The following is a 23,232-nucleotide window of genomic DNA, read 5'->3' as shown; positions in this document are numbered from 1 at the left end:
GAGAGCGTCATGACCGATCGAAAATGGAACGTGATGGTGACCGGCGGCGCCGGCTATGTTGGTAGCGTGCTTGTTCCGAAGCTGTTGGCTGCTGGCCATAAGGTCACGGTGCTGGACCTTTTCATGTATGGCGATTCGGTGTTCGACGCGGTCCGCGGGAACCCCGCTCTGCGTCTGGTCAAGGGTGATATTCGCGACGCCGCGGCGGTCAACGAGGCATTGCGCGGCAACAACGCGGTAATCCATCTGGCCTGCATTTCCAATGACCCTTCGTTTGAACTGGACCCGACCCTCGGCAAATCCATCAATTACGACTGTTTCCGTCCGCTGGTCCGGGCTTCGAAGAAAGCGGGCATCAAGCGTTTCATCTATGCGTCGTCATCGAGCGTTTATGGCGTCAAGAATGAAGCCGAAGTCACCGAAGATCTTTCCTGCGAGCCTTTGACGGATTATTCGAAATTCAAGGCGATGTGCGAGACGGACCTTGCCGACGAAGCGGCGTCCGGATTCGTCACCTGCACGGTCCGTCCAGCCACCGTCTGCGGCTTCGCCCCGCGGCAGCGACTCGATGTCGTGGTCAACATCCTGACCAATCTTGCGGTGAATACCGGACGTATCCGGGTGTTCGGAGGAACGCAGCGGCGTCCCAATCTGCACATCGAGGACATGGCAGGAGCTTATTTGTTCCTGCTGCAGCAGGACGATCCCAAGATCGACGGCAAGATCTACAACATTGGTTATGAAAATCATTCGCTGTTGAAGATCGCCGATATCGTCAAGTCGGTCGTTGGAGGCGATATCAACGTCGTGGTCGAGCCGACCGACGATCTGCGCTCCTACCACGTCTCTTCGGAAAAGATTCGCCGCGAACTGGGCTTTGCACCCACGCACACGATCGAACAGGCGGTGTCCGGACTGGTCGACGCCTTCAAATCCGGGCGCCTGCCGGATTCGCTCAACGACCCCCGGTATTTCAACATCAAGATGATGCAGAACATCAGCCTGAAGTGAGCCGCGTGCGGATCGGGATCGATTTCGACAATACCATCATCTGCTACGACAAGGTTTTCGCCGCAGCCGCGCGTGATCGCGGACTGATTCCCGGTGAATGGACGGGGCTGAAAACCGATGTCCGGGATTATCTTCGATCAAAGCCCGGGGGTGAACACGCCTGGCAGGGTGTGCAGGGATGGGTTTACGGCAAGGGGATCGGCGGCGCAGAGATCTTCCCCGGCCTATCTGACTTTCTGTCGACATGCCGGCAAACCGGGTCAAACGTTTACATCGTCAGCCATAAGACCCAATTCGGTCATCAGGATCCGGATCGTACCGATCTGCGCGCGGCGGCGCGGGACTGGATGCAGGGCGCAGGACTGATCGGCACCGAACACTCGGCGCTTTCCCTCGACGACATCTATTTTGAAGACACATTGGCGGCCAAGGTCGACAGGATCGCGGGTCTGGAACTTGATATCTTTATCGACGATCTCGTCGATGTTTTCGAGCAACCCCACTTCCCGCGGCAGATCCGATCTATTCTGTTTGCGAACCCCGAAACTTCACGCCACGGCCACTACAAACCGCTGGCAACATGGGCCGACATCCGCCACGAGGTGTTCGCTGCATGAGCGAACCTGAAATCAGCACGCAGGATGCGATCAAGATCGGCAACCGTCTGTCCGGACGAAAGGTGGTGGCGGCCCACCCGGCCCGGCCCGGCGGCAACAACAGGGTATTCTGCCTCGATATGGCCGAAGGGTCGCGCCTTGCCCTTAAATATTATCCATCGCAATCGATCGATGGCCGCGATCGCCTGGGGCAGGAATATGAGGCGTTGTCATTTCTGGCGCGTCATGGCGTTAAGCTGACGCCGCGGCCGATTGCGAAAGATCCCGGCAAGCATTGCGCCTTGTATGAATGGTTCGACGGCGAGGCCGCGGTGCTGCAACCGCAACAGGATGATGCCGATCAACTGGCGAATTTCCTGATTGAGCTGCAGGGGCTGCGCGACGCCAGCGATGCGCAGGACTTGCGCACGGCGTCTGCGGGCATCTTTTCGCCGTCGGAAGCCATGGCGCAGTACGAACAGCGGCTGGACAGGCTGGTTCGAGCGGCGAGTGAATATCCGGATCTGCTCGCGTTCATCCGTCGCAGTCTGATTCCGAGCGGAGTGATCGCCGGTCGACGTCTTGAGCAACGATATGGGGAACTGGGATGGGACCCGGGGGCCCTCCTCGCCTCCGGACATCGCGCACTGAGCCCGTCCGACTTTGGTCTGCACAACGCGATGCGGGACAAGGAAGGGCAATTGCGTTTCATTGACTTCGAGTATTTCGGATGGGACGATCCGGCCAAGCTCGTGTCCGATACGGCGCTCCATCCCGGCAGCAGCTTTGCCGAAAACAGCGCGAGCCGGTTGATCGAGCAGCTTTCGCGTGAGTTTGAGGCGCGGGACCCCGCATTTGCGGTCCGTCGCGGCCTACTGTATCCTGTTTTTGGGTTGATCTGGTGCCTGATCATCCTGAATGACTATTTGCCAGAAAGCCGATCCCGGCGTGTCATGGCCGCCCGGGGCAACCAATTGGGGGCCATTCTGGCAAGCCAGCTCGACAAGGCCCAGCGGCTCCATCAAGCGATTTGCCAACGTGATCCAGATCTCGCCCCACGCTGAAGCCGCCCAGGCCTGCAAGCTCGATGACCGCAGTCTCTATTTGCGGCGGTTGGTGTTGCGCGCCGTCCGCTCGGCGGGACGCGGGCATGTCGGGCCGGCCCTCTCGCTGATCGAAATCGTCCGCGTTCTTTACGACGATGTCCTGCGAATCGATCCCCGCAGCCCCCGCGATCCCGACCGCGACCGTGCCATCCTGAGCAAGGGCCACGGCTGTCTAGCGCTCTATGCGCTGCTGGCTGATCGCGGCTTTTTTCCGGTATCCGAACTGGACGGCTTTTGCGGGACGGACAGCATTTTGGGAGGGCACCCCGAATACGGAATGGTGCCGGGCGTCGAGGCATCGACCGGCGCTCTCGGACACGGCTTGTCGATCGGGGTCGGCCTTGCGCTGGCGGCGCGAATGCGCGGCCGCACCTACCGGACCTTCGTCCTGCTTGGCGACGGTGAGATCAACGAAGGCTCGGTTTGGGAGGCCGCTATGGGCGCTGCCAAACACGGGCTCGATAATCTCACGGCACTGATCGACTACAACAAGCTGCAGAGTTACGGCCCGACCGACTACGTTATGCCGTTGGAGCCGCTGGCCGACAAATGGCGCAGCTTCGGCTTCGCCGTCGAAGAGTTGAATGGCCACGACGTCGGCGCGCTGCGTACTACGCTGGGCCAGGTTCCGGCCGTCCCGGGCAAGCCAACGGCGATCATCTGCCACACGGTCAAGGGCAAGGGCCTGCCGGCCGCAGAATCCAATGCCGATTGGCATCACAAGAACAAGTTGACGGACAACGAACTCGACGCCATCCGCGTCGCCGTCGGCGATTTTTGATCGGCCACCCGCATGCGCAACACAGCCATGAACATGATTCACAAGCTGGCCGCGCGCGACGAGCGAGTGCTTTACATCGGCTCCGACCCCGGAGCTGGCACGCTGCGGGCGATGAGCAAGGAATTTCCTGACCGCCACCTGATCGAAGGCATTTCGGAGGCGCATATTATCGGCATGTCCGCCGGCCTCGCGATGGAAGGCTACCTGCCCTACGTCAACACCATCGCCACGTTTTTGACCCGCCGGTGCTACGAACAGGTTGCGATCGATCTGTGCCTGCACAATTTGCCGGTGCGGCTGATAGCCAATGGCGGCGGTCTGGTCTATGCGCCCCTCGGTCCCACCCACCAGGCGATCGAAGACATCGCGATCATGCGGGCGTTGCCGAATATGACGGTGGTGTGCCCGGCTGACGCCGACGAGGCTGCGCGGCTGATGGAGCACACTCTCGATTGGCCGGGACCGATCTATATCCGGCTGGCAAAGGGCGGCGATGCGATCGTTTCCAAAGCCGAGCATGGGTTCGAGATCGGTCGGGCCATCGTCATGCGGTCGCCAGGCGACGTACTGATGGTTACCACCGGCATCATGCTTCAGCGTGCCCTCGCCGCCGCTGATTTGCTGGCGGCGCAGGGAATTAGCGCGGGCATCCTGCATATGCACACGGTCAAGCCGCTCGACACCGAAGCGTTGATGCGAGCGATCCAAGGGGTCAAGCTCGTCGTGTCGCTGGAGGAACATGTGCCGGCGGGCGGCCTCGGCAGCGCCATCGCGGAGACATTGATCGACAACCTCGGCGGCGGCCTGCCCGCGATGCTGCGGCTTTCGCTGCCGGACCGCTTCATGCACAATTACGGTTCGCAGGACAGCCTGCTGAAAAAACACGACCTCGCCCCGGGCTCCATCGCGGCTGCGATCCAACGATCCCTCGCCGCCCCGGAAAAATCTTCTTCACAGCTTCATTCGACGTGACCGACATGTACGACGTTAGATATTCCTATCTGCTCGAGCAGTTCGCGGACCCCGCACCGATCTTGGCCGAAATCGGCCGGCTGGTTGCGACCGGCGACTTCACCTTGGGCAAACCGGTTGCCGAATTCGAGCGGCGTTTCGCCGAGTTGATTGGAACCCGCCACGCCATCGGCGTTGGCTCGGGCACCGATGCGCTCAAGCTTCCGCTCAAGGCGCTGGGCATCGGCCACGGCGACGAAGTTATCACCGCCGCCAATACCTTCATCGCCACCGTCGGGGCGATCGCCGAAACCGGCGCAACGCCCGTGCTGGTCGATTGCGACGATTCATTCTGCATGAATGTCGACCATGTCGAGGCCGCGATTACCGAAAAGACCAAGGCGATCATGCCGGTGCAGTTGACCGGCGAAGTCGTCGACATGGTCCGGCTGATGAAGATCGCCGAACGCCACAACATCCCCGTTGTCGAGGACGCCTGTCAGGGCATCCTTTCCGAGTTTGCCGGAAAGCGGTCCGGCACCTACGGCATCGCCGCCGGATTTTCGCTGCATCCGTTGAAAAATCTGAACGTCTGGGGCGACGCTGGCGTCGTCGTCACCAATGACGACGCGATGAACGAGCGGCTGCGGCTGATCCGCAATCACGGCATGAAGAACCGCGACGAGATTGCGATCCTCGGATGCAACTCGCGGCTCGATTCCGTTCAGGCCGTGGTCGGCAACTGGCTGGTCGGCCAAACCCACGAGATCACTAGGCGGCGCATCGACAATGCCGCTTATTACGACGCCGGATTTGCGCACGTGGCCGGTTTGCGCGTGCCGCCGCGGCGCGCCAATGTGCGGCACGTCTATCATCTCTACATGGTGTTCGCCGAGCGGCGCGATGAGCTCTATCAATATTGCCTCGACAACGGCGTCGAGGCCAAGATCCACTATCCTATTCCGCTCTATCAGCAGGAAGGCCTCAAGCATCTCGGCTATGCCGCCGGGCGCTTCCCCGAGACAGATCGCCATGCGCGAGAGGTGATCAGCTTCCCGGTGGATCAGCATCTGATGCGCGCGCAGCAGGATCGGGTGATCGATACCGTTCGGAAGTTCTACGATGGACGCTGACACCGCCCTCAGACGCATCGGTTATGTCAATCTTCCCGCACAATTCGAGGAAGAACGCACCGAGATTATGCAGGCGGTGGAAGGCGTGTTCCGGCGCGGAGATTTTATCGGCGGCGAAGCCGTCGGGAAACTCGAGCTGGAGCTTTCAGCCTATCTCGGTACGCCTCATGTCGTCACCCTAAACTCCGGCACCGACGCGCTGAGCCTAGCCATGAAGGCCCTCGGTATCGGGCCCGGCGATGAGGTAATCACCCCGCCAAACTCTTTCGTCGCATCGACGGCATCGATTGTCGCGGTCGGCGCCACGCCGGTATTTGCCGACGTACTGCCGGACCAGAACATCGATCCGGCCGCGGTCGAAGCCGTTGTCACGCCGCGGACCAAGGCGATCATGCCGGTGCATCTGACCGGCCGAATGGCGGACATGAACCCGCTGATGAAGATCGCAGACAAGCACAGCCTTGCCGTGATCGAGGATAGCGCGCAGTCGGTCGGCTCGACCTATGACGGGCGCATGAGCGGCACGATCGGAACGTTCGGATGTTTTTCCGCACATCCGCTGAAGAACCTCAACGCCGCCGGCGACGCCGGCTTCGTGGTGACGGCCGACGCCGAGCTCGCGGCGCGGATCCGGCGTTTGCGCAATCATGGCCTGATCAACCGCAGCGACGTCTCGGAATGGGGCACCGTGTCGCGGCTCGATACCCTGCAGGCCGAAGTGCTGCGGATCCGCCTGCGTCACCTCCCCTCGGTGATCTTGCGGCGGCGGCGCAACGCTACGCAATACCGCCAAGAACTGGCAGGGGTGCCGTTGTTCATTCCGCCCTGCCGCGACATCGAATTCAATACCTTCCACACTTTTGTTGTGCAAACGGATCGCCGCAACGAATTGCAGAAATTCCTGGCTACCAAGGGAATCGAGACCACCATCCATTATCCGGTTCCGATCCACCTGCAGCCTGCGGCGGCGCATCTGGGTCACCGCCGTGGCGCGTTTGCCGTGACGGAACGCCAGGCGGAAGAAATCCTGACCCTCCCGGTCAACCAGTTCCTGTCGGAGTTCGATATCAGCTATATTTGCTCCAGTATCCGGGAGTATTTCGCATGATCGACACGCCGTTCCTGCTTCCCGAAGAGCAGGCTTTGACCAGCCGTTTCATCAATGAAGGGTTCGTCACCGCGCCGGCCGATGACCGCAGCGGGCTCGACCGGATTCAGCGACGGGCCGCGGAACTCGCTGCGGACTATCTGAATCTCCCCCATTCCAACGATTCGCTCGGCTTCCTCGACAGCATCCATTCGCGTGTCAGCGTGGACAACCTCAATGGTCTGCGGATGCACGTCATTACGGGCCTCAACGCTGAGCCCTGGCTGCGACCGACCTATTTCCGCCTGGCGCGATCGACCATCGAGACCATCGTCGGCAACGAACTTTGCATGCAGCGGCGCGTCAACCTGAGCATCCAAATGCCGGATGACGACAGCTCGTTGTTGGCCACCCATTCCGACGTCTGGTCGGGAGACTCGCCGTTTGAGGTGGTGGTCTGGGTGCCGCTGGTCGACGTGTTCCGCACCAAGTCGATGTATCTGCTGCCGCCCTCGCTCAACGGCGAGATGCAGGACCGCATGGCGAGCCTGCGCAGCGCTGAAGAATTGTACAAAACCATCAAGCCGCATCTGACCTGGATCGATATTCCCTACGGCCATGTGCTGGTGTTCAATCAAACGCTGATGCACGGCAACCGCGTCAACGAAGAATCTGGCACGCGCTGGACCATGAATTGCCGCTTCAAGAGCATCATGTCGCCTTACGCCGACAAGCGTTTCGGCGAATTTTTCGAACCGATCTCGCTGCGTCCGGCAACCCGGATTGGAATGCAGTACAAGCTGCCGGGAGGGTTCAATGGCTGAGCGGGCCGGCCATCGCGGCTATATCGGCGCGCGGCCACTCAATGGCAGCCGGACGCCGCAACACGTTCAGAACATCGTGATTCGCGACTATGCGCGCCGTAAGAACTTCCAGTATTTGCTGAGCGCCGTGGAGCACACCATGGCGGGTAGCTACATGATCCTCGAGGATCTCCTGGACGAACTGCCCCGGCTGCGTGGAATCATCTGCTACAGCATCTTCATGCTGCCGCCGGACGAAACCTGGCGGCGCGCCATTTACGATCGCGTGCTGCGCGAGGGCTGCGATCTGCATGCTGCCGTCGAAGAAATTTCGATCGCGTCACCGGACGATATCCAGGCGGTCGAGGATATCCTGATGGTGCAGAAATACGCGACCATCCTGTCATGACACGGCTCTGGATCATCAAGCGATCATGACCGAAATCAACCTGGTGCAGTCGATGCATGCATCGACCAAGCGAAATTATGTCCAGCGCGTCGTCGAGCACGACAAGGCCGAGTCCGCCACGGTGGCGCGGCAATGGGGCTACGACTATTGGGACGGCGAGCGGCGTTATGGCTATGGCGGCTACCGCTATGACGGGCGCTGGCGGCCGCTGGCCCAGACGTTAATCGATCACTTCGGTATCAAACCCGGAATGAGCGTACTCGATGTTGGTTGCGGCAAAGGCTACTTGCTTTACGAATTTACCCAGCTTGTTCCAGATCTCAGGATAGCCGGACTGGATATCTCGCAATACGGCATCGAGAACGCCAAGGAGGAAGTCCGACCCTTCCTGAAGGTCGGCAACGCGGTCGAGCTGCCCTACCCCGATGACAGTTTTGATCTTGTGGTTTCACTGGGCGTGCTGCACAACCTTCCCCTGGAAGAGGTGTTCCGTGCCGTTCCGGAGATCGAGCGGGTCGGCCGCGGGTCCTCGAAATATCTGATGGTGGAATCGTTTCGCAATGAACGCGAAAAGGCGAACCTGCTTTACTGGCAACTCACCTGCTTAAGCTTCCATAGCCCTCAGACCTGGGCATGGATCTACGACAAATGCGGGTATACGGGCGACCATGGCTTTATCTTCTTCGAATGATCCGCGTTCGAGCGCCCCAGCCGCAGCGTGCGGACGCTTGCCGCTGCGTGCGCAGAATCCGGAGGTTTACTATTCGGATGACGCCATCGTCACGGCTGACGATGCCACCATCGCGGAATTGAAGCGGATCGCCGCCCACAATCCGCGGCTGCGCAGCCGGCTCTGTACCCATCCGGATCCATCCTCCGGCCTGCACGAGATGCTGATCGTGCATCACCGCGAAGCCTATGTTCGCCCGCACAAGCATTTCGGCAAACCGGAATCGTTTCACCTGATCGAAGGCACCGCTCAGGTCGTGATTTTCGAGAATGATGGGAAAATTCGCGACGTCCTCGATATGGCGCCTTACGGTCACGGCAAGCTCTGTTACTACCGGATGCCCGACGAGGTGTTTCACACCATTCTGATTACCTCGGAATGGCTGGTTTTTCACGAGACCACCGCTGGCCCCTTTGACCCCTCGCGGACGGCTTTTCCGGACTGGGCGCCCGACGGCGGCGATGCGGTCGCAGTTAAAGGCTATGTAGCGAAGATCGAAGCTCTCGCGGCTGAGTATCAAAACGGACGCTTGGCGCGGATTTAGGCTGTGATCGAAAATTGCACCGATCGAATGACGATCTTCGCATAATGAACATCTCAGAAACGCAGGAAGACGGGACGGATTCACGATCAGGCTTAGCCTATGTATGGGTCGCCGGGACGCTCGCTTTTCTTACAAGCGTTCCAGCGCTATTTGCGCGCGGGCTCGTCGGCGACGACTGGACCGTCTACTACGCGTATTGGACCGAGGGAGCAGCCAGCGTCGCACGCATGATGTGGCAGGTGGCTCACGGCGGCTATGCGGTCCCGATGGAGATATTTGTTTCTCTCGGACAAGCGACGCCCAACGTCGCGGCGCGAATTATCGGGTTGAGTTGCCACCTTTTGAGCGGCGCTTTGCTTTATCGAGCCCTGTCGTCGTCTCCGTACACGCGAGCGATCGCCGCCCTCACGACGGCGCTTTTCCTGCTCAGCCCATTTTACGCGATCCGGTTGACGCTCAATGCCGTGTACGATTTCTTTCTGGTCTTCTATTTGTTGTCCTATGTACTGATGAATTCGCGATCACGTGTGCTCCGGTGGATCGCGCCGTTAAGTCTGTTTTTTTCGCTTTCGCTTGAAACGCTGATGGCCCTCGAACCGCTGCGTTTGCTTCTAGCCTATCGTGCGGGCGAACGATGGACGGCCTGGCTCGCGAGACTGATCCCTTTTTGGGTGGCGATTGCCGTGGTCATCGTGCTGCGTCTGACGATCATGGGAAAGAGCGGCCATTACGAGAACCAATATTTGCCAGTGCACAACATCGGCGTCGTGAAGGCGGCATTGTCCGCCCATCTTCGCGCGTTTCCCCGTGCCCTGTCCTACGCGTACGAATACGGATTCGCATTTTTAGGGCACCGTGTCTCGGCCGTGCTGGTGCTTGCGGTTATTGCGGGATTCGCCTTGCTCGGAAGCCGGCTATTCCGCACCACATGGCTGCTGAAGTCGAGCGCGCACACCACTCTACTGATATTGTTGGGGGTAACGGTTACCTTGCTGGGCGCACTTCCGTATGCCCTGGTCGGCATCTACGGGGACGTGACGCGGGCGGAATCGAGGCTGCTGTTTCCCTCGCAATTCGGCGTCCTGCTGTTGCTGGCGACCGCCATTCAATGCGTTCCACCATCTCGATTGCGTGCCGCGATCGCCGGCGGTGCGATCGCGGTTTTCGCGCTGTCGATGGCCCATGATTCAAAGTGGCTGCTCTATGATGGCCTCGTAACCAGTGATCTGCAGCGGCAAACTCGGGCAGCATTGCTTGCAGACCCAGGACCAAAGCTTGTCGAACTGAAAATCCAAACAAATGTGCCGTTGTTTTTTCGAGGCCGATGCCTTGGCGCAAACGACATGAACGCCGCTCAAACCATATTACGCGACGACCGTACGCCGCAAAATTTCATCTATACCGACACTTGCGGTGATTTCACCAATCCCGATATTGTTCCGCACGGCGTTTGTCCGGTATCCTATCTGGACAGTTTCCCCTGTCCCCAACGGCGTGAAATATGGTTATATCGTCCAGCGCCCGGCATTGCTGCGCTCGATGACATCAGCATGGTCGATTTGATGGCGGCCGTACTTAGCAGGTCGTCCACCGCGACCGGCGGCTTGGGCGAACTCGTGAAACTGACCGGCGAACAGCCGTCGCCGCTTGCGAGGGCCGAATATCGGCCTCCGTGTCGCCGAGTGGGAGTACAAGCGTTGCTATGGCTGTTGGCACTCCCCGTTTCGAGTTGCGAAGCCACATCTGCCGGAGGCTGAAGAAATACCTGTTATTTATGTTAGCGCGAAATGTCGTGCTGCACGGTAATCGCAGTCACGTATCGGTTACGCAATGTAGGCCTGCCCGTCCGTTTTTGACCGAAGATTCTTGCCGGATGTTCTCCAGCGAAACGTCTTACCTTAGAGGTCACGCAAGAACTCCATCGATCTTTGCCAGCTACTAGGATCCCCAAATGGCCTACGACAAACTCTTTCAGTACTACGAGCATGAGCAGTTTCTGCCGACGTTCGGAAATTTCGAAAGCGCATCGAAACTCGAGCGATACGCTCTCGCGCGTCGCACCGTCTTCGTCGAAAAGCTGATGCTGCCGCTACAGATTTTCAACCGAGCGAACGTGCTCGAATTCGGTCCGGACTCCGGCGAGAACGCCCTGGTGTTCGCACTATGGGGCGCGAATCTGACGCTGGCGGAGCCAAACCTGCGTGCGCATGGTCAGATCAGGAATTATTTCGAACGTTTTGGCTTGAACGACAGGCTGCTGAGGCTTCGGGACGACGATATCGAAGGATTCTCGGGCGAAGAAAAGTATGATGTCATCGATGCTGAAGGCTTCATCTATACGGTGCAGCCGACCAGTCTCTGGTTGAGAGTTTTTAGCGAAAAACTGAAGCCCGGAGGATACGCGATCGTATCCTATTATGAGACACACGGTACGTTCATCGAATTGGTGTTGAAGGCGATACATTCAGCCTGCAAGTCCTTGACGGGGCTGGCACCGGAGCCAGCGGCACAGAAGCTGTATGAGACCAAATGGAACAGTATCCCGCATACGCGCGCATTCAGCTCCTGGGTTCGCGATGTTCTTGAAAATCCGTTTGTCCGGCTGCGCTACTTCCTGGATGCTCCAACCCTGTGTCGTATGGCCGACGATCACGGATTCGATCTGCATTCATCCTGGCCGCTCTATCGGGATGCGCTTGATATCTATTGGCACAAGAAGGAATTGTCGGCAGCCGACCTGTTGAAGAGGGATACCGGCCATTTGAAACGGAGCCCGATCAGCTTTCTCGCCGGCCAAAAAATATATCTGGTCGGCGACGCGGATGAGGTCGAGGCAATCACAGGACTCGTCCACAAGCTGGTATCCGACGTCGATTCGCTGATCGAAGATCCTTTTGGCGACCGGTTGCCCGTTTTTCTTTCAGGACTGAAGGCGTTGAGGCAGGCCGTTAGCCGCGCGGCTATTCTGGTCGACGATAATGCCGCGATGAACAACTTTGAAACCCTGATCGCGGCGCTCGAAGATATCTTTGGCGCGGTGCAGAATAGGGATATCGATGGGATCGTTCGCATAACGAATTCGAGCCCGTCATTCATATCAGCATGGGGAATGCCCACGCATTTCCTCGTTCTGCGCAGACGTTTCGACACCTCACCTGAGGCTTAATAGAATTGACGACGGGCATTGGCATCATCGGCGCGGGCATGGTTGGCCAGATGTGCCACCTCGCCAACTTTGTAACCAATCCAGCATGCCGGGTTGTCGCGATCGCCGATCTTCGCCCGGAATTGGCTGCCGCCGCGGCGACAAAATTCGGCGTTCCACGGATTTATCGCTCGCACCGGGAAATGCTGGGGGATAGCGAGGTGACCGGTGTCGTCGTGGTCACTCGGCGCAGCGCTACCGGCCCAATTGTGCTGGACGCGTTGAACAGCGGCCGGCATGTGCTGTCGGAAAAGCCGATGGCTTATACGACGGCGCAAGCAACTATACTCGTAGATGCCGCCCGGCAGCGAAATCTCGTCTATAGCGTCGGCTACATGAAGCGTCACGACGCCGGCGTGGCACAGGCGATGTTGCTGTTAGAGCGCCTTCGGAGAGACGGATCGCTTGGGCGTATCGTCCGTGCTCGCGGGTGGTGCTTGGGCGGAGCCACGGGAGGAGTGCCCGACAGCTTCGTTATGACCGCGGAACAGCGTCCAGACGGACTTGAGCTTTGGCGAGATGGCCCGGACTGGATGCCGGCAGCCATGCGGCCGGGCTACGATACCTTTTTGAACGTCTTCAGTCACATCATCAATCTTGCACGTTACGTGCTGGGCGCGTCGCCTACGCTCGTGGAAAGCAACGTGGCGGCTTCCAACGCTGCAACGTTGACCCTCAATTTCGGCGGTATTGCTTGTGCCTTGGAATTATCCAACGCAGGCACCGGTGCTTGGCGGGAGGGTCTCGAGATCGCCTTCGAACGCGGCGCGTTGACCATTGAGTTGCCTGCGCCCTTCGTTGCGGAAGAAGCACGGGTGATATTCGATGATGGCGGGCAGATCTCGCACCTGTCGCGCGGCCATAGCTGGTCATTCCAACGACAGGCCGAAGCGTTCGTGTCGGATATCGTTGGCAACTTACAACCGTTGGCATCCGGCGAAGATTCGGTCACCGACATCGCGCTTGCAGAGGCGACCTGGAAACGGCACGCCGGCGACTAGAAGTTTGATTTCGCTTGATCGGATTCCAAATACCGGGGTTCACTCCTCGCGATCATGCTGTAGCTGCCACGCGATTGCCGGCTTGCGCGACAGAAGAACTAGTTCGAAGGATCGAGTGGCGTTACGCCGGCGATCGGCCCGACCTCGATCTTGACGAGCGCCAGTTGCATCAGGAACGCCGAAACGTCGCAACGCGCCAGCAACCGGCAAGCATAATAGTGCCTTACCAACACGGCATTGGGCGCGGCAGCCGGACCCGGCTGGAATGAAATAGTCGCCTGCGGACCAGATGGATCGATATTATGAAATGCACTGCCTTCGGCGGTCCGGAGAAATTCCATTTCTTGCAGGATCGTTGGCCGCTCCGCCCGCATGGTAAATCCAAACAGCGGCTGATCGCCCCAGGCGAGCCGCAGCATGCCGCTGGCCTCGGCGATACCGGACGGCGAATACCGTGACGGATAATCGAGAAAACCATCATCGACACCGAACACCGTCGCAGCCGGCTTCGCCATGCTGACGAGATGGCTGGACAAGGCGGCCTGCTTCAGCACCCTCGCCTGCATGAAAACATAGCCGTTCCACAGCATGGCAATGGACAAAATCGATCCTAGTCCGAAGACGCTGGCGAAGGCAGCTCCTTCACCAATCGATATCTCCGCCAAACGCTTGACGGCGAGAAGACTCAATGCCAGTGGCAAGCCGAACATCAGCAGATGGCGGCTTTCGTAAAAATTACCGGCGGGCCGTAGACCAGCGATGAGATAAGGCAGCGACAGCGCTAGAAAGAGAGCCGGGCCAAGTAACAACGGCAGCGCGATCGGATGTTCGGACAGGCGGGACCGTTTCGTGTCGAGGCGCAGCAGAAGAAAGCCGATAATGATGAAAAGAGCGGCCAGTATGAACGGAGCCCGGCTGTCGAGCGCCGCTCGGGCGACATTTGTCAGAACGTCTCTGTATCCGGAGAGAAAGAAAGCCGACCAGCCATCCATCAGTTCCGGGAACGTCGGAAGATGGGCGTTATAGTGTCCAGCATATACGCCGACGCGTTTGAACCAAATGTTGAGCACGCCCCAATAGATCAGGGGAAGTACCACCAACTCTGGGTATCCCGTCGCGCAACGCCAGGCTGACCAGAACGCGCGCTGGATCGCACTTTGTTCCTGATCGTTGTCACGCCATACCGCAACGAGCAGACCGAGCATCGCAAACGCGTACAGCACCATTGTCGAGTTGAGCGCAAAGCTTAAAAAAAACACCATCGCGGTCGCGATACGAAGCAGGACATGCCGTATACCCTTGATACTGAAAGCGAGTGTCAGTAACCATGCGCCAACGAAGAAAAGACCGAAGCTGAAGACATAAACAGCGTTCGCCTTGCCAGCCCAAAGCTGATAGCCGGGATAGGTCCAAACGATTAGCGCAAATCCTACGGCCTCGGGCCGCGTCAGCAGATTGAGGCGCGTTGCTGCCAGCAGCAGGCAGACGGCTCCGCAAAAAATGCCCGCAAGCGCCAATACCTTCATCAGCAGGACCGGATTGCCCGTCAGATTGGCGATGTAATCATAGCTAAAAAAAATCGGATGACCGGCGCCGTTCAATAGGAAATCGAGATCGACCACGTAATCCGGGCGAAGCTTAAGCACCAGCCAGTCATCCATGAAAAGGCCGTCATTCAACGTCATCGGCGCATGAGCGGCCAGCAGGAGAACCAGCAGGATTGTTATGGCATAAAGCGGAGTGAACGTTTTAGTGCTGCGGAGAGACGGCATTTTTGCTCCTTGAGGGGCGGAAACCTGTCATGCGGACCGGACCGGCGCAAGCGGACACTGGCTACCGCCTCAGCGGGTCATTGACCGGGAAAATCCGACCTCATATAGACTGCCGAACAGACCGAGGGGCGGCACAGCGTATCGACGCCTGGCCGGGTGATCTTCTGCAATGAGCATTTTACCGGGCCCAGCGCAAACCACCGCGATTTGTCTAAGCGTCGCGCTTCCATTTCTGTTGCTGTGCTACGCGCGGATCCCCGGCATTCGCGGCGCTGGCAGCCGTTTTCGAATCGGCTGTGCTACCGCCGTGGGACTTTTTGCGATCGCGTGCTTCGCACTGCCCGGTGATCGGCAGTTCGATGACGTCCTTGGTGGCATCCTGCTTTTGGCGACGGCGATCATACTGTCCTATGTGCTTTGGAGCCTGCTGGCCTGGGGCTTTACGCTGACGTTGCTGACGGCGCTTGCGCAGACCGGACAACCTATCACGTCGGAGCAATGGGCCGCCGCCTACATGCAAGGCGGAGATCTGAGCACGTTCGCGCATAACCGTCTGAAACTGCTGCTTGGTTCCGGAATGGTGGTTTCCGCCGATGGCAAGATCGCCGTGACACCCACGGGCATGGCGGTGGTGCGTCTCGTCAAATTAGTTCGCTTCGCGACGGGTCTTGGATAGATGGCAATGATGTCGTTCGCCTGCGGAATCATCGGGGTCGTGTTGTTCGTCATCATGGCGCGCGCCATGCAATTCATCGCGCGACTTGCGGCCTTGCCCATTCCACCGGTGATCGTTCTCGCGATCGCCGCCATCATTTCGCATCTCGCCAGTGTGGCGCTGGGCGTCATGACCGTGCAGCAATTCCGATACTGGGACGCCGCATCGATCTTCAGCTTTGGCGCCATGAGTTACATTTTTGCTTTTGGTGCAGTCTACAAATCAGTTTCGCTCGAAATCCTGCTCGATTTGGCCAAACGGCCCAACCGCGAGGTTCTCCTTTCAGACATTGTCGAGCACCAGGTTCCGAATCTATTCCGTGGCAGAACCGATATCCTGGTCGAGGCCGGCTTTGCCGAGTGCGTCGGCTCTTCCTTCGTGGCGACTGCGGCTGGCCGGAAGTTGGCGGCCCGCATCGCACGACTGCGCCGCGCGTTCGCGATCGGCGATACTGGCCTGTACGACTTTTCCGATTCAACGAGCCCCTTGAAAAAAACACAAGACTTATGAACTACTTGCGGGGTCACCTCGCAATTCCGAAAAGGCTGCGCCGGTATTGTTTACTGCCTTCGAATAACGTAGAGCATTAAGACCCTTGATTGCCGTAGCGAACCTCCTCCTTCACTAATCTCAAGTCACACGAAATCGGTACAGCATACGATGTCATCTCCTAGGCCGGCCAGAAGGCTTACGATCGTCGTTCCGGCTCTCAATGAGCAAGAGAAGATTGCCGACACGATAGATGGCATCTTGCCACTTGCCCGCGATTTGCTCGACGACTTTGAAATCATCCTGATCGACGATGGAAGTACCGACGCCACGGGGGCGATCATGGATGGTTTTGCAGCCCAGGAGCCGCGCGTTGTGGTCGTTCATCACGCGCAACGGCAAGGGGTCGGCGCGGCCTTCAAGTCCGCCTTGTTACGGGCGAAGTTTGACGGGATCACCCTGATCCCCGGCGATCACGCCTTTCAAAACGAAGGCATTGCCAGAATGTTCAAGGCGGCAGGCGCCGCCGATATCGTGATCACCTATCGTGACAATCAGTCGGACCGCTCGCTCAATCGCTCGATACAGTCGCATTCGCTTCGATTTGTTCTGAACTGCATGTTCGGTTTCTGGCTGTTCGACTATCACAGCATGATTATCTATCCGGTAAGATGGCTGCGGCAGATACCCGTCAAGGCCGACGGCTATGGTTATCAGATCTGCGCGTTGATCTCGCTGTTACAGCTCGGTCTCACCCACGTACAGGTTCCGGTCAGCCTGAACGCGGAACTGAAGGGCTCCTCACGAGCGCTGCGTCCGCGCACTTATTACGAGCTTGGCATCACCATCATCTCCCTGCTCCGTCGTGTTCCGATCCGCAACATCGATGCCGGTCAAATTCCTGCTCATACCGGACGGACGACTCCGCGTTAGCGATCGGCCACTCGACGGTCGGACCTTCGCGTCGATCAGCTGTTTATGCAGGTCAGGCGAGGATCGATGACGATCCGCGTCATGCGGCCGTTTGAGCGGCCGGTACTTTGCTGAACAGGCGGAAGAAGTTCTCGGTCGTTTGCCGCGAAATCTCCTCCAGCGAAACGCCGCGCGTTTCCGCCAGCACCTTGGCGGTTTCCACGACATAAGACGGTTCGTTGCGTTTGCCGCGGAATTTGCCGGGGGCGAGATATGGCGCGTCGGTTTCGACCATGATGCGATCGGCCGGCAGCTCGGCCGCGAGATCGCGCAAGGCTTGCGATTTCTTGAAGGTCAGAATCCCCGTGAACGAAATCGAAAGACCCAGGGCGATTGCTTTCATCGCAAGCTCGCGCCCGCCGGTGTAACAATGCAGCACGGCACGGAACGACCCTTGGGCCATTTCATCTTCGAGGATGCGGCCGCAGTCCTCATCTGCTTCACGGGTATGAATGACCAGTGGCAGTCCGGTTGCGCGCGCGGCTGCGATATGCGTACGAAAGCCGCGCTCCTGGGCCTCGCGGGAGCCGTGCTCATAGAAATAGTCCAGCCCGGCCTCGCCCAGGGCCACGACCTTGGGATGTCTTGTCAGCTCGATCAGTTCGCCGGCGGGAATGCCGTCTTCTTCGTCGGCCTGATGCGGATGGGTGCCGACCGAGCAATAGACGTGTGGAAAGCGTGCGGTGATCTCCAGCAACGCGTTAAGCCGCCTCACCCGGGTTGAGATGGTGACGATGCGCTTGATCCCGGCACCCTCGGCGCGCCCGACAACGGCGTCGAGATCGTCGGCAAAATCCGGAAAATCAAGGTGGCAATGGCTGTCGATCAGCATCGGCTTCAAATCGTTCAGGCGTCCGTTGGTTCGATGTAACGCGGGAACACCGGCGCAGGTGCCGGCAACACAGTGCCGGATGTGATCCGAGCGCCAAGTGCCGCGAAATCGCGCGACGTATTCCCGTCGGGAATGCCGAGAATATCCAGCAGCTTTGCCGAGGCCTCCGGCATCGCCGGTTGCGCCAGGATGGCGATTTGACGGACTACCTCGGCGGTCACATACAAAACGGTGCGCTGGCGTGCAGGATCGGTTTTCGCCAGCGCCCAAGGCGCTTCACCCGCGAAATAGCGATTGGCTTCGGCCACCACGGCCCAGACGGCATTTAACCAGTGATGAATCTGCTGCGTGCCCATCGCCGTTCGGGCCAGGCCGATCATGCCGTCGGCCTGGGTGAGAATAGCCTGGTCGTTGTCACTGAAGGCGCCGGGCTCGGGCAGCACGCCGCCGTATTGCTTCGCGATCATCGACAGCGAGCGCTGCGCCAGATTGCCGAGATCGTTGGCGAGATCGGCATTGATGCGTGCGACGATGGCTTCGTGGTTATAGCTGCCGTCCTGTCCGAACGGCACCTCGCGCAGGAAGAAATAGCGCATCTGGTCGACGCCATATTGATCGGCGAGATTGAAGGGGTCGACGACATTGCCGACCGATTTCGACATCTTCTCGCCCCTGTTGAACAGGAAGCCGTGCGCGTAGACACGCTTCTGCACGGGAATGCCGGCCGACATCAGGAACGCCGGCCAGTATACCGCGTGAAAGCGAATGATGTCCTTGCCGATGATGTGCACATCAGCCGGCCAGTAGTGCCAGTTCTCGGCGCTCTCGTCGGGAAAGCCGACGCCGGTGATGTAGTTTGTCAATGCGTCGACCCAGACGTACATCACGTGCTCGGGATCATTCGGCACCTTGACCCCCCAATCGAACGTGGTGCGTGAGATCGAGAGATCCTTCAGCCCGCCTTTCACGAAGCTCATGACTTCGTTGCGGCGTGAGTCCGGTCCGATGAAATCGGGCTGATCGTTGTAGAGCGCGAGCAGTTTGTCCTGATAGGCCGAGAGTTTGAAGAAATAGCTCTTCTCCTCGACCCACTCGACCGGCGTGCCCTGCGGTCCACGGCGTACATTGTCCTCGCCGAGGGTGGTCTCGTCTTCGGCGTAGTAAGCCTCGTCGCGCACCGAATACCAGCCGGAATAGGCGTCGATGTAGATGTCGCCGGCCTGCTGCATGCGATTCCAGACCGTCTGAACCGAACGATGATGCGCCGGCTCTGAGGTGCGGATAAATCGGTCGAACGAAACGTTCAGGCGTTCATCCATTTCCTTGAAGCGGCTGGCGTTGCGCGTGGCCAGATCGGCCGGCGACATCCCCTCGTTCTGCGCGGTCTGGATCATCTTCAGACCATGCTCATCGGTGCCGGTGAGGAAAAACACATCCTTGCCATCGAGCCGCTGGAAGCGCGCCAGGGCATCGGTCGCGATCGCCTCATAGGCGTGACCGATATGCGGCGTGCCGTTCGGATACGCGATCGCGGTCGTGATGTAGTAGGAGTTTCGCGCCGTTGCAGCCGCAGGCTTCACGACACGAGGAGCCTGCTCGTGCGTGGTTCCGGCTGCCGATTTCGCGGGGACCGGCGGTGTTTTTGCGGCCGTTTTAAGTGGCGCTGGACTGGGATCCTTCGCCGTCGCTTTCTTCGCAGGATTCCCGGGAAGCCTTTTTACCGCGATTTTCTTCGTCGTTTTCTTTGCTGTCTTCTTCGTTGTTTTTTTGACGATTTTCTTCGCCGTTTTCCTGGCGTTCTTTTTGGCTTTCTTGACGATGCGCTTGCTCTTCTTCGCGCGTTTCTTCGCCGCGGCAGCCTTGGTGGCGCGGGCGGGCTGCGATTTGCGAGCTTTCTTTGCGGATCGCTTGTTGGAAGTTTTCTTCGAAGATTGTCTCTTGGGCGTCGCCACCACAAATTCCTCTATTGTTCAAACGGGATTGCCGAAAAATAATCTGGCGAGGTGTGTTACTGCGTTGCTTCCGCAAGCAGCCCGAACACCGAGAAAACCAGCGGCTTTCGTTCAAGATTATAAGCTTCGGCATCGCGCGCGGCGCGATTGATCTTTTCCCATACCTCCGCCAGTCGTGCAAGGCGGGGCAGGTTCGCATTGGCATTGACGTCGGCACGCAGGCGCTCGCTGACCCAGCGATCGACGCTATCGATAAAGGCTGTAAGCGCAACCCGGTCGCTGCCGCCGAGCGAGTCGCCCAGCGCATGCAGTTCACGCGCGTCGAGGCGCGGCAGCATCGCCAACAGCACCGCGGTCCGCTGCTGAAGTTTGAGGGCGTCGCCGCCAAGCAATGTCAGCGCACGCGCGATGCTCCCTTCCGCGGCCTCGGCCGCCTCGGCCAGCGCAGGGTCATCGATCGCGATGCTGGCGGCTTGAGCGGCGGCGCGGATCACATCGTCCGTGGCCAGCGGGCGTAACATCAGCTTTCGGCAGCGCGAGAGAATGGTCGGCAGAACCCGCGCCGGCGCGTGGCTGACGAGCAGGAACAGCGACCGTTGCGGCGGCTCCTCAAGCACCTTCAGCAACGCATTGGCCGCATTGGGATTGAGTTCATCGACGGTGTCGACAATGCAGACCCGCCAGCCATCCACCGCCGCGGTCGATCCGAAGAACGAAATGGTCTCCCGGGTCTCGTCGACGGTGATGACGGTCCGCATCGCGCCCTTGTCATTGACCGTGCGCTCCAGTGTCAGCAGGCCGCCATGCGCGCCTGCCGCAACGTGGCGCGCGACGGAATCAGCCGGATCGACCTCAAGCGTTTCGGCGCGTTGCACGTCGGTCGCTAGCGGATTGCGATGCGTGAGCACGAATCTGGCCGTGCGATAGGCCAACGTCGCCTTGCCGATGCCCTGTGCGCCGCCGATCAGCCAGGCGTGCGGGATACGCCCGCTGCGATAGGCGTTTAACAGCGCCATCTCGGCTTCGCGATGTCCGAATAAACAGGCGGTTTCGCGCGGATGCTGAACGGCGATCTGGGGTTCGGTCTGGCGTGCGCTCATGCTGAATTGACCGCGTTACCGGCATTGACCGCGAACAAACGGTCGCGCACGACGGCCCAGATATTCGCAGCAACCGTGGCGGGATCGGCGTTGGCGTCGATCAGCACGCATCGCTGTGGCTCGCTTGCTGCGATCTGCCGATATCCCTCGCGCAACTCCTGATGAAACCTGACGTCTTCGGCCTCGAACCGGTCGGGCGCGCCGGTGCCGCGGCGCGCCGCCGCGCGCTGCATACCGACCTCCACCGGGACATCCAGAATAATCGTCAGATCGGGCTTGAGATCGCCGATGGTCACGCGCTCCATTGCATTGAGGACCTCAGGTGAAACGTGCCCGAGCCTGCCCTGATAGACGCGTGTCGAATCGGAGAATCGGTCGCACAGCACCCATGTTCCCTGGTTCAAGGCTGGCTGGATCACGGTACGCACGTGGTCATCGCGCGCGGCCGCAAACAATAGCGTTTCCGCGTCCGGACCCAGCAGCTTGCCCATTCCGGACAACACGAGATGCCGGATGATTTCGGCGCCCGGCGATCCACCCGGCTCGCGGGTCACGAGGATGCGCAACTTCGCCGCGTTGAGACGTTCTGCAAGCGTCTTGATCTGCGTGGATTTGCCAGATCCCTCACCGCCTTCAAACGTGATGAACCGTCCGCGTCCGGGAGATCGTTTGACCGCTGCCTCGGCCATGCTCAGAGCTTCTCGGCGCCCGCGCGAAACATTCCGATCACGAGTTCGCTCACACCGTCCACCGCCCGCCGCATCGTCGATCCCTTGCCGATCGCTTCTGACGTGTAAATCGGCGTCTCCACGGCGATATTGGCGTTTCGCCAGACCTTGACCACGCCAACTTGCTGACCGGGCGCGATCGGCGCACGCACCGGTCCGTTATAGACGATGCGCGCGATCAATTTATCGTTTCCATTCTTTTGCACCATCACCTTGACCGGTTCGGGACTGGAGAGCTTGACCGAGCCGCTGTCGCCGCCGAACACCTTGGCATAGCCGATCGGTTGCTGCGCCGCGAACAGGGTTTTCACTTCGAAATTACGGAATCCCCATTCAAGCATTTTCTTGGCTTCGGACGCACGGTCTTCGGAATCCTCAAGCCCGTTGACGACGACGATCAGCCGTATCCCGTTCTGCACGGCCGAGCCGACCATGCCGTAGCCGCCCTCTTTGGTGTAGCCGGTCTTGAGCCCATCGGCGCCTTCGAGCGACGTCAATAGCGGGTTGCGGTTCAGCTGCCGGATCTTGTTCCAGGTGAATTCCTTCTCGCCGAATAATTTGTAGGATTCCGGATAGGTCAGCATGATGTAACGCGCCAGCTTGGCCAGTTCGCGCACGGTCATCTTGTTGCCGGGATCGGGCAGACCGTTGGAATTGGCGAAGGTCGATTGGGTCAGGCCGAGCTCGCGGGCGCGTTTGGTCATCATATCAGCGGCGAAGCTCTGCTCGTTGCCGGCCATCCCCTCCGCCAGCGCGATACAGGCGTCGTTGCCGCTCTGGATGATGGCGCCGTGCAAGAGATCGTCGACCGAAACCTTGCTGTTGAGGGCTGCAAACATGGTCGAGGTGCCCGAGGGGGCGCCGCCCTTGCGCCAGGCATTCTCGCTGATCCGGTATTCGTCGGTCAGTTTGATGTCGCCCTGCTTGAGCGCGTGCAGAACCACTTCGGCGGTCATCAGCTTCATCATGCTGGACGGCGCGCGCAGCTCGTCGGCGTTCTTCTCGAACAGCACGCTGCCGCTGGTGGCTTCGATCAGGATCGCGGTCGGCGCGTCCCCCTCGAAACCGCCCTCCTCTTTCGCGGCACCCTGCACGCTGTGGTTGGCGGCGTGTACCAGGCTGCCCCAGCCGACCGTTATCGCGAGGGCAGCTGCAATCAGGCCGCGCCAAAGGCGGGCGTCGGCGGAGCTTGATGCGCGGGAGCGTGGTAGTTCGACTGCCATCAACGATGTCCTGAGCGCGGCGTTCTAACAGTTGGAAGTGACCCAAACAACACGGGTTTTATGGCGGCGGCTTATCTTGCCGGTCCAATTGC

At 59.4% G+C, this 23,232-nt stretch carries 24 protein-coding genes; 17 read left to right on the top strand and 7 right to left on the bottom strand.

The features are described from left to right. Positions 1 to 9 precede the first annotated feature (9 nt). The 14 genes from BLV09_RS06775 (at position 10) to BLV09_RS06710 (ending at position 13,357) form a co-directional block, all read left to right on the top strand. Positions 10 to 1,011, top strand: a complete 1,002-nt coding sequence (locus tag BLV09_RS06775; protein WP_146686727.1) for an NAD-dependent epimerase/dehydratase family protein — start codon at positions 10 to 12, stop codon at positions 1,009 to 1,011. Continuing rightward, positions 1,008 to 1,628, top strand: a complete 621-nt coding sequence (locus BLV09_RS06770) for a hypothetical protein (RefSeq protein ID WP_146686726.1) — start codon at positions 1,008 to 1,010, stop codon at positions 1,626 to 1,628. The genes BLV09_RS06775 and BLV09_RS06770 overlap by 4 nt, the downstream gene beginning before the upstream one ends. Beyond that, a complete protein-coding gene (locus BLV09_RS06765) occupies positions 1,625 to 2,671 on the top strand; it encodes a phosphotransferase family protein (RefSeq protein WP_167558641.1) in 1,047 nt (348 codons plus the stop codon). The genes BLV09_RS06770 and BLV09_RS06765 overlap by 4 nt, the downstream gene beginning before the upstream one ends. Next, positions 2,646 to 3,494 carry a transketolase gene (locus tag BLV09_RS06760; protein ID WP_146686724.1) on the top strand — a complete coding sequence of 283 codons (849 nt, stop codon included), beginning with the start codon at positions 2,646 to 2,648 and terminating at the stop codon, positions 3,492 to 3,494. Before BLV09_RS06765 ends, BLV09_RS06760 begins: the two co-directional genes overlap by 26 nt. Before the next feature lie 12 nt (positions 3,495 to 3,506). Continuing rightward, complete coding sequence (locus tag BLV09_RS06755) at positions 3,507 to 4,466, top strand: transketolase family protein (protein WP_146686723.1); 960 nt, start codon at positions 3,507 to 3,509, stop codon at positions 4,464 to 4,466. A 5-nt stretch (positions 4,467 to 4,471) separates the two neighbouring features. Next, the gene (locus tag BLV09_RS06750) at positions 4,472 to 5,578 is read left to right on the top strand and encodes a DegT/DnrJ/EryC1/StrS family aminotransferase (RefSeq protein WP_146686722.1); all 1,107 of its coding nucleotides are present in this window, start codon (positions 4,472 to 4,474) and stop codon (positions 5,576 to 5,578) included. After that, positions 5,568 to 6,686, top strand: a complete 1,119-nt coding sequence (locus BLV09_RS06745) for a DegT/DnrJ/EryC1/StrS family aminotransferase (protein ID WP_146686721.1) — start codon at positions 5,568 to 5,570, stop codon at positions 6,684 to 6,686. The genes BLV09_RS06750 and BLV09_RS06745 overlap by 11 nt, the downstream gene beginning before the upstream one ends. Continuing rightward, positions 6,683 to 7,489: a sporadic carbohydrate cluster 2OG-Fe(II) oxygenase gene (locus BLV09_RS06740; RefSeq protein ID WP_146686720.1), complete on the top strand. Its 807-nt coding sequence runs from the start codon at positions 6,683 to 6,685 to the stop codon at positions 7,487 to 7,489. Before BLV09_RS06745 ends, BLV09_RS06740 begins: the two co-directional genes overlap by 4 nt. After that, a complete protein-coding gene (locus BLV09_RS06735; protein WP_146686719.1) occupies positions 7,482 to 7,877 on the top strand; it encodes an LIC12192 family sporadic carbohydrate cluster protein in 396 nt (131 codons plus the stop codon). The genes BLV09_RS06740 and BLV09_RS06735 overlap by 8 nt, the downstream gene beginning before the upstream one ends. A gap of 25 nt (positions 7,878 to 7,902) precedes the next feature. Next, a complete protein-coding gene (locus tag BLV09_RS06730; protein ID WP_146686718.1) occupies positions 7,903 to 8,568 on the top strand; it encodes a class I SAM-dependent methyltransferase in 666 nt (221 codons plus the stop codon). After that, a complete protein-coding gene (locus BLV09_RS06725; protein ID WP_146686717.1) occupies positions 8,546 to 9,151 on the top strand; it encodes a WbuC family cupin fold metalloprotein in 606 nt (201 codons plus the stop codon). Before BLV09_RS06730 ends, BLV09_RS06725 begins: the two co-directional genes overlap by 23 nt. A 44-nt stretch (positions 9,152 to 9,195) precedes the next feature. After that, positions 9,196 to 10,908, top strand: coding sequence for a hypothetical protein (locus BLV09_RS06720; RefSeq protein ID WP_146686716.1), 1,713 nt, complete (start codon positions 9,196 to 9,198; stop codon positions 10,906 to 10,908). Positions 10,909 to 11,102: 194 nt separating this feature from the next. Next, positions 11,103 to 12,317 carry a methyltransferase domain-containing protein gene (locus BLV09_RS06715; protein WP_146686715.1) on the top strand — a complete coding sequence of 405 codons (1,215 nt, stop codon included), beginning with the start codon at positions 11,103 to 11,105 and terminating at the stop codon, positions 12,315 to 12,317. A 5-nt stretch (positions 12,318 to 12,322) separates the two neighbouring features. After that, on the top strand, positions 12,323 to 13,357 hold the full coding sequence (locus tag BLV09_RS06710) for a Gfo/Idh/MocA family protein (RefSeq protein ID WP_146686714.1): 1,035 nt from the start codon (positions 12,323 to 12,325) through the stop codon (positions 13,355 to 13,357). A 98-nt stretch (positions 13,358 to 13,455) separates the two neighbouring features. On the opposite strand, the gene BLV09_RS06705 is transcribed toward BLV09_RS06710, so the two are convergent. After that, positions 13,456 to 15,129 (bottom strand): hypothetical protein, encoded by a 1,674-nt coding sequence (locus tag BLV09_RS06705; protein WP_146686713.1) that lies wholly within the window; start codon positions 15,127 to 15,129, stop codon positions 13,456 to 13,458. A gap of 169 nt (positions 15,130 to 15,298) precedes the next feature. Here BLV09_RS06705 and BLV09_RS06700 point away from each other — a divergent pair, with 169 nt between their 5' ends. The 3 genes from BLV09_RS06700 (at position 15,299) to BLV09_RS06690 (ending at position 17,266) form a co-directional block, all read left to right on the top strand. After that, the gene (locus tag BLV09_RS06700; RefSeq protein WP_100381794.1) at positions 15,299 to 15,805 is read left to right on the top strand and encodes a hypothetical protein; all 507 of its coding nucleotides are present in this window, start codon (positions 15,299 to 15,301) and stop codon (positions 15,803 to 15,805) included. A gap of 66 nt (positions 15,806 to 15,871) precedes the next feature. Next, positions 15,872 to 16,354 carry a hypothetical protein gene (locus BLV09_RS06695; protein WP_244548985.1) on the top strand — a complete coding sequence of 161 codons (483 nt, stop codon included), beginning with the start codon at positions 15,872 to 15,874 and terminating at the stop codon, positions 16,352 to 16,354. A gap of 150 nt (positions 16,355 to 16,504) precedes the next feature. After that, positions 16,505 to 17,266, top strand: a complete 762-nt coding sequence (locus tag BLV09_RS06690; RefSeq protein ID WP_146686712.1) for a glycosyltransferase family 2 protein — start codon at positions 16,505 to 16,507, stop codon at positions 17,264 to 17,266. A 79-nt stretch (positions 17,267 to 17,345) separates the two neighbouring features. Here BLV09_RS06690 and BLV09_RS06685 read toward each other — a convergent pair whose 3' ends face one another. The 6 genes from BLV09_RS06685 to BLV09_RS06665 all read right to left on the bottom strand — a co-directional run bounded on the left by BLV09_RS06685 (position 17,346) and on the right by BLV09_RS06665 (position 23,140). Next, positions 17,346 to 18,137: a TatD family hydrolase gene (locus BLV09_RS06685; protein WP_146686711.1), complete on the bottom strand. Its 792-nt coding sequence runs from the start codon at positions 18,135 to 18,137 to the stop codon at positions 17,346 to 17,348. Between the two features lie 14 nt (positions 18,138 to 18,151). Beyond that, positions 18,152 to 19,717 carry a methionine--tRNA ligase gene (metG, locus tag BLV09_RS06680; RefSeq protein ID WP_244548984.1) on the bottom strand — a complete coding sequence of 522 codons (1,566 nt, stop codon included), beginning with the start codon at positions 19,715 to 19,717 and terminating at the stop codon, positions 18,152 to 18,154. Between the two features lie 73 nt (positions 19,718 to 19,790). Continuing rightward, positions 19,791 to 20,111 (bottom strand): hypothetical protein, encoded by a 321-nt coding sequence (locus tag BLV09_RS37930; protein ID WP_244548983.1) that lies wholly within the window; start codon positions 20,109 to 20,111, stop codon positions 19,791 to 19,793. Positions 20,112 to 20,145: 34 nt separating this feature from the next. Beyond that, a complete protein-coding gene (locus BLV09_RS06675; protein WP_146686709.1) occupies positions 20,146 to 21,189 on the bottom strand; it encodes a DNA polymerase III subunit delta' in 1,044 nt (347 codons plus the stop codon). After that, positions 21,186 to 21,878, bottom strand: coding sequence for a dTMP kinase (gene tmk / locus BLV09_RS06670; RefSeq protein ID WP_146686708.1), 693 nt, complete (start codon positions 21,876 to 21,878; stop codon positions 21,186 to 21,188). Before tmk ends, BLV09_RS06675 begins: the two co-directional genes overlap by 4 nt. Before the next feature lie 2 nt (positions 21,879 to 21,880). Continuing rightward, positions 21,881 to 23,140 (bottom strand): D-alanyl-D-alanine carboxypeptidase family protein, encoded by a 1,260-nt coding sequence (locus BLV09_RS06665; protein ID WP_146686707.1) that lies wholly within the window; start codon positions 23,138 to 23,140, stop codon positions 21,881 to 21,883. Positions 23,141 to 23,232 lie beyond the last annotated feature (92 nt).

This window comes from Bradyrhizobium canariense, from assembly GCF_900105125.1.
In the GTDB taxonomy this organism is placed as follows: domain Bacteria; phylum Pseudomonadota; class Alphaproteobacteria; order Rhizobiales; family Xanthobacteraceae; genus Bradyrhizobium; species Bradyrhizobium canariense_A.
The sequence above is the reverse complement of the archived record's forward strand: the minus strand, read 5'-3'. Positions and strand labels throughout refer to the sequence as shown.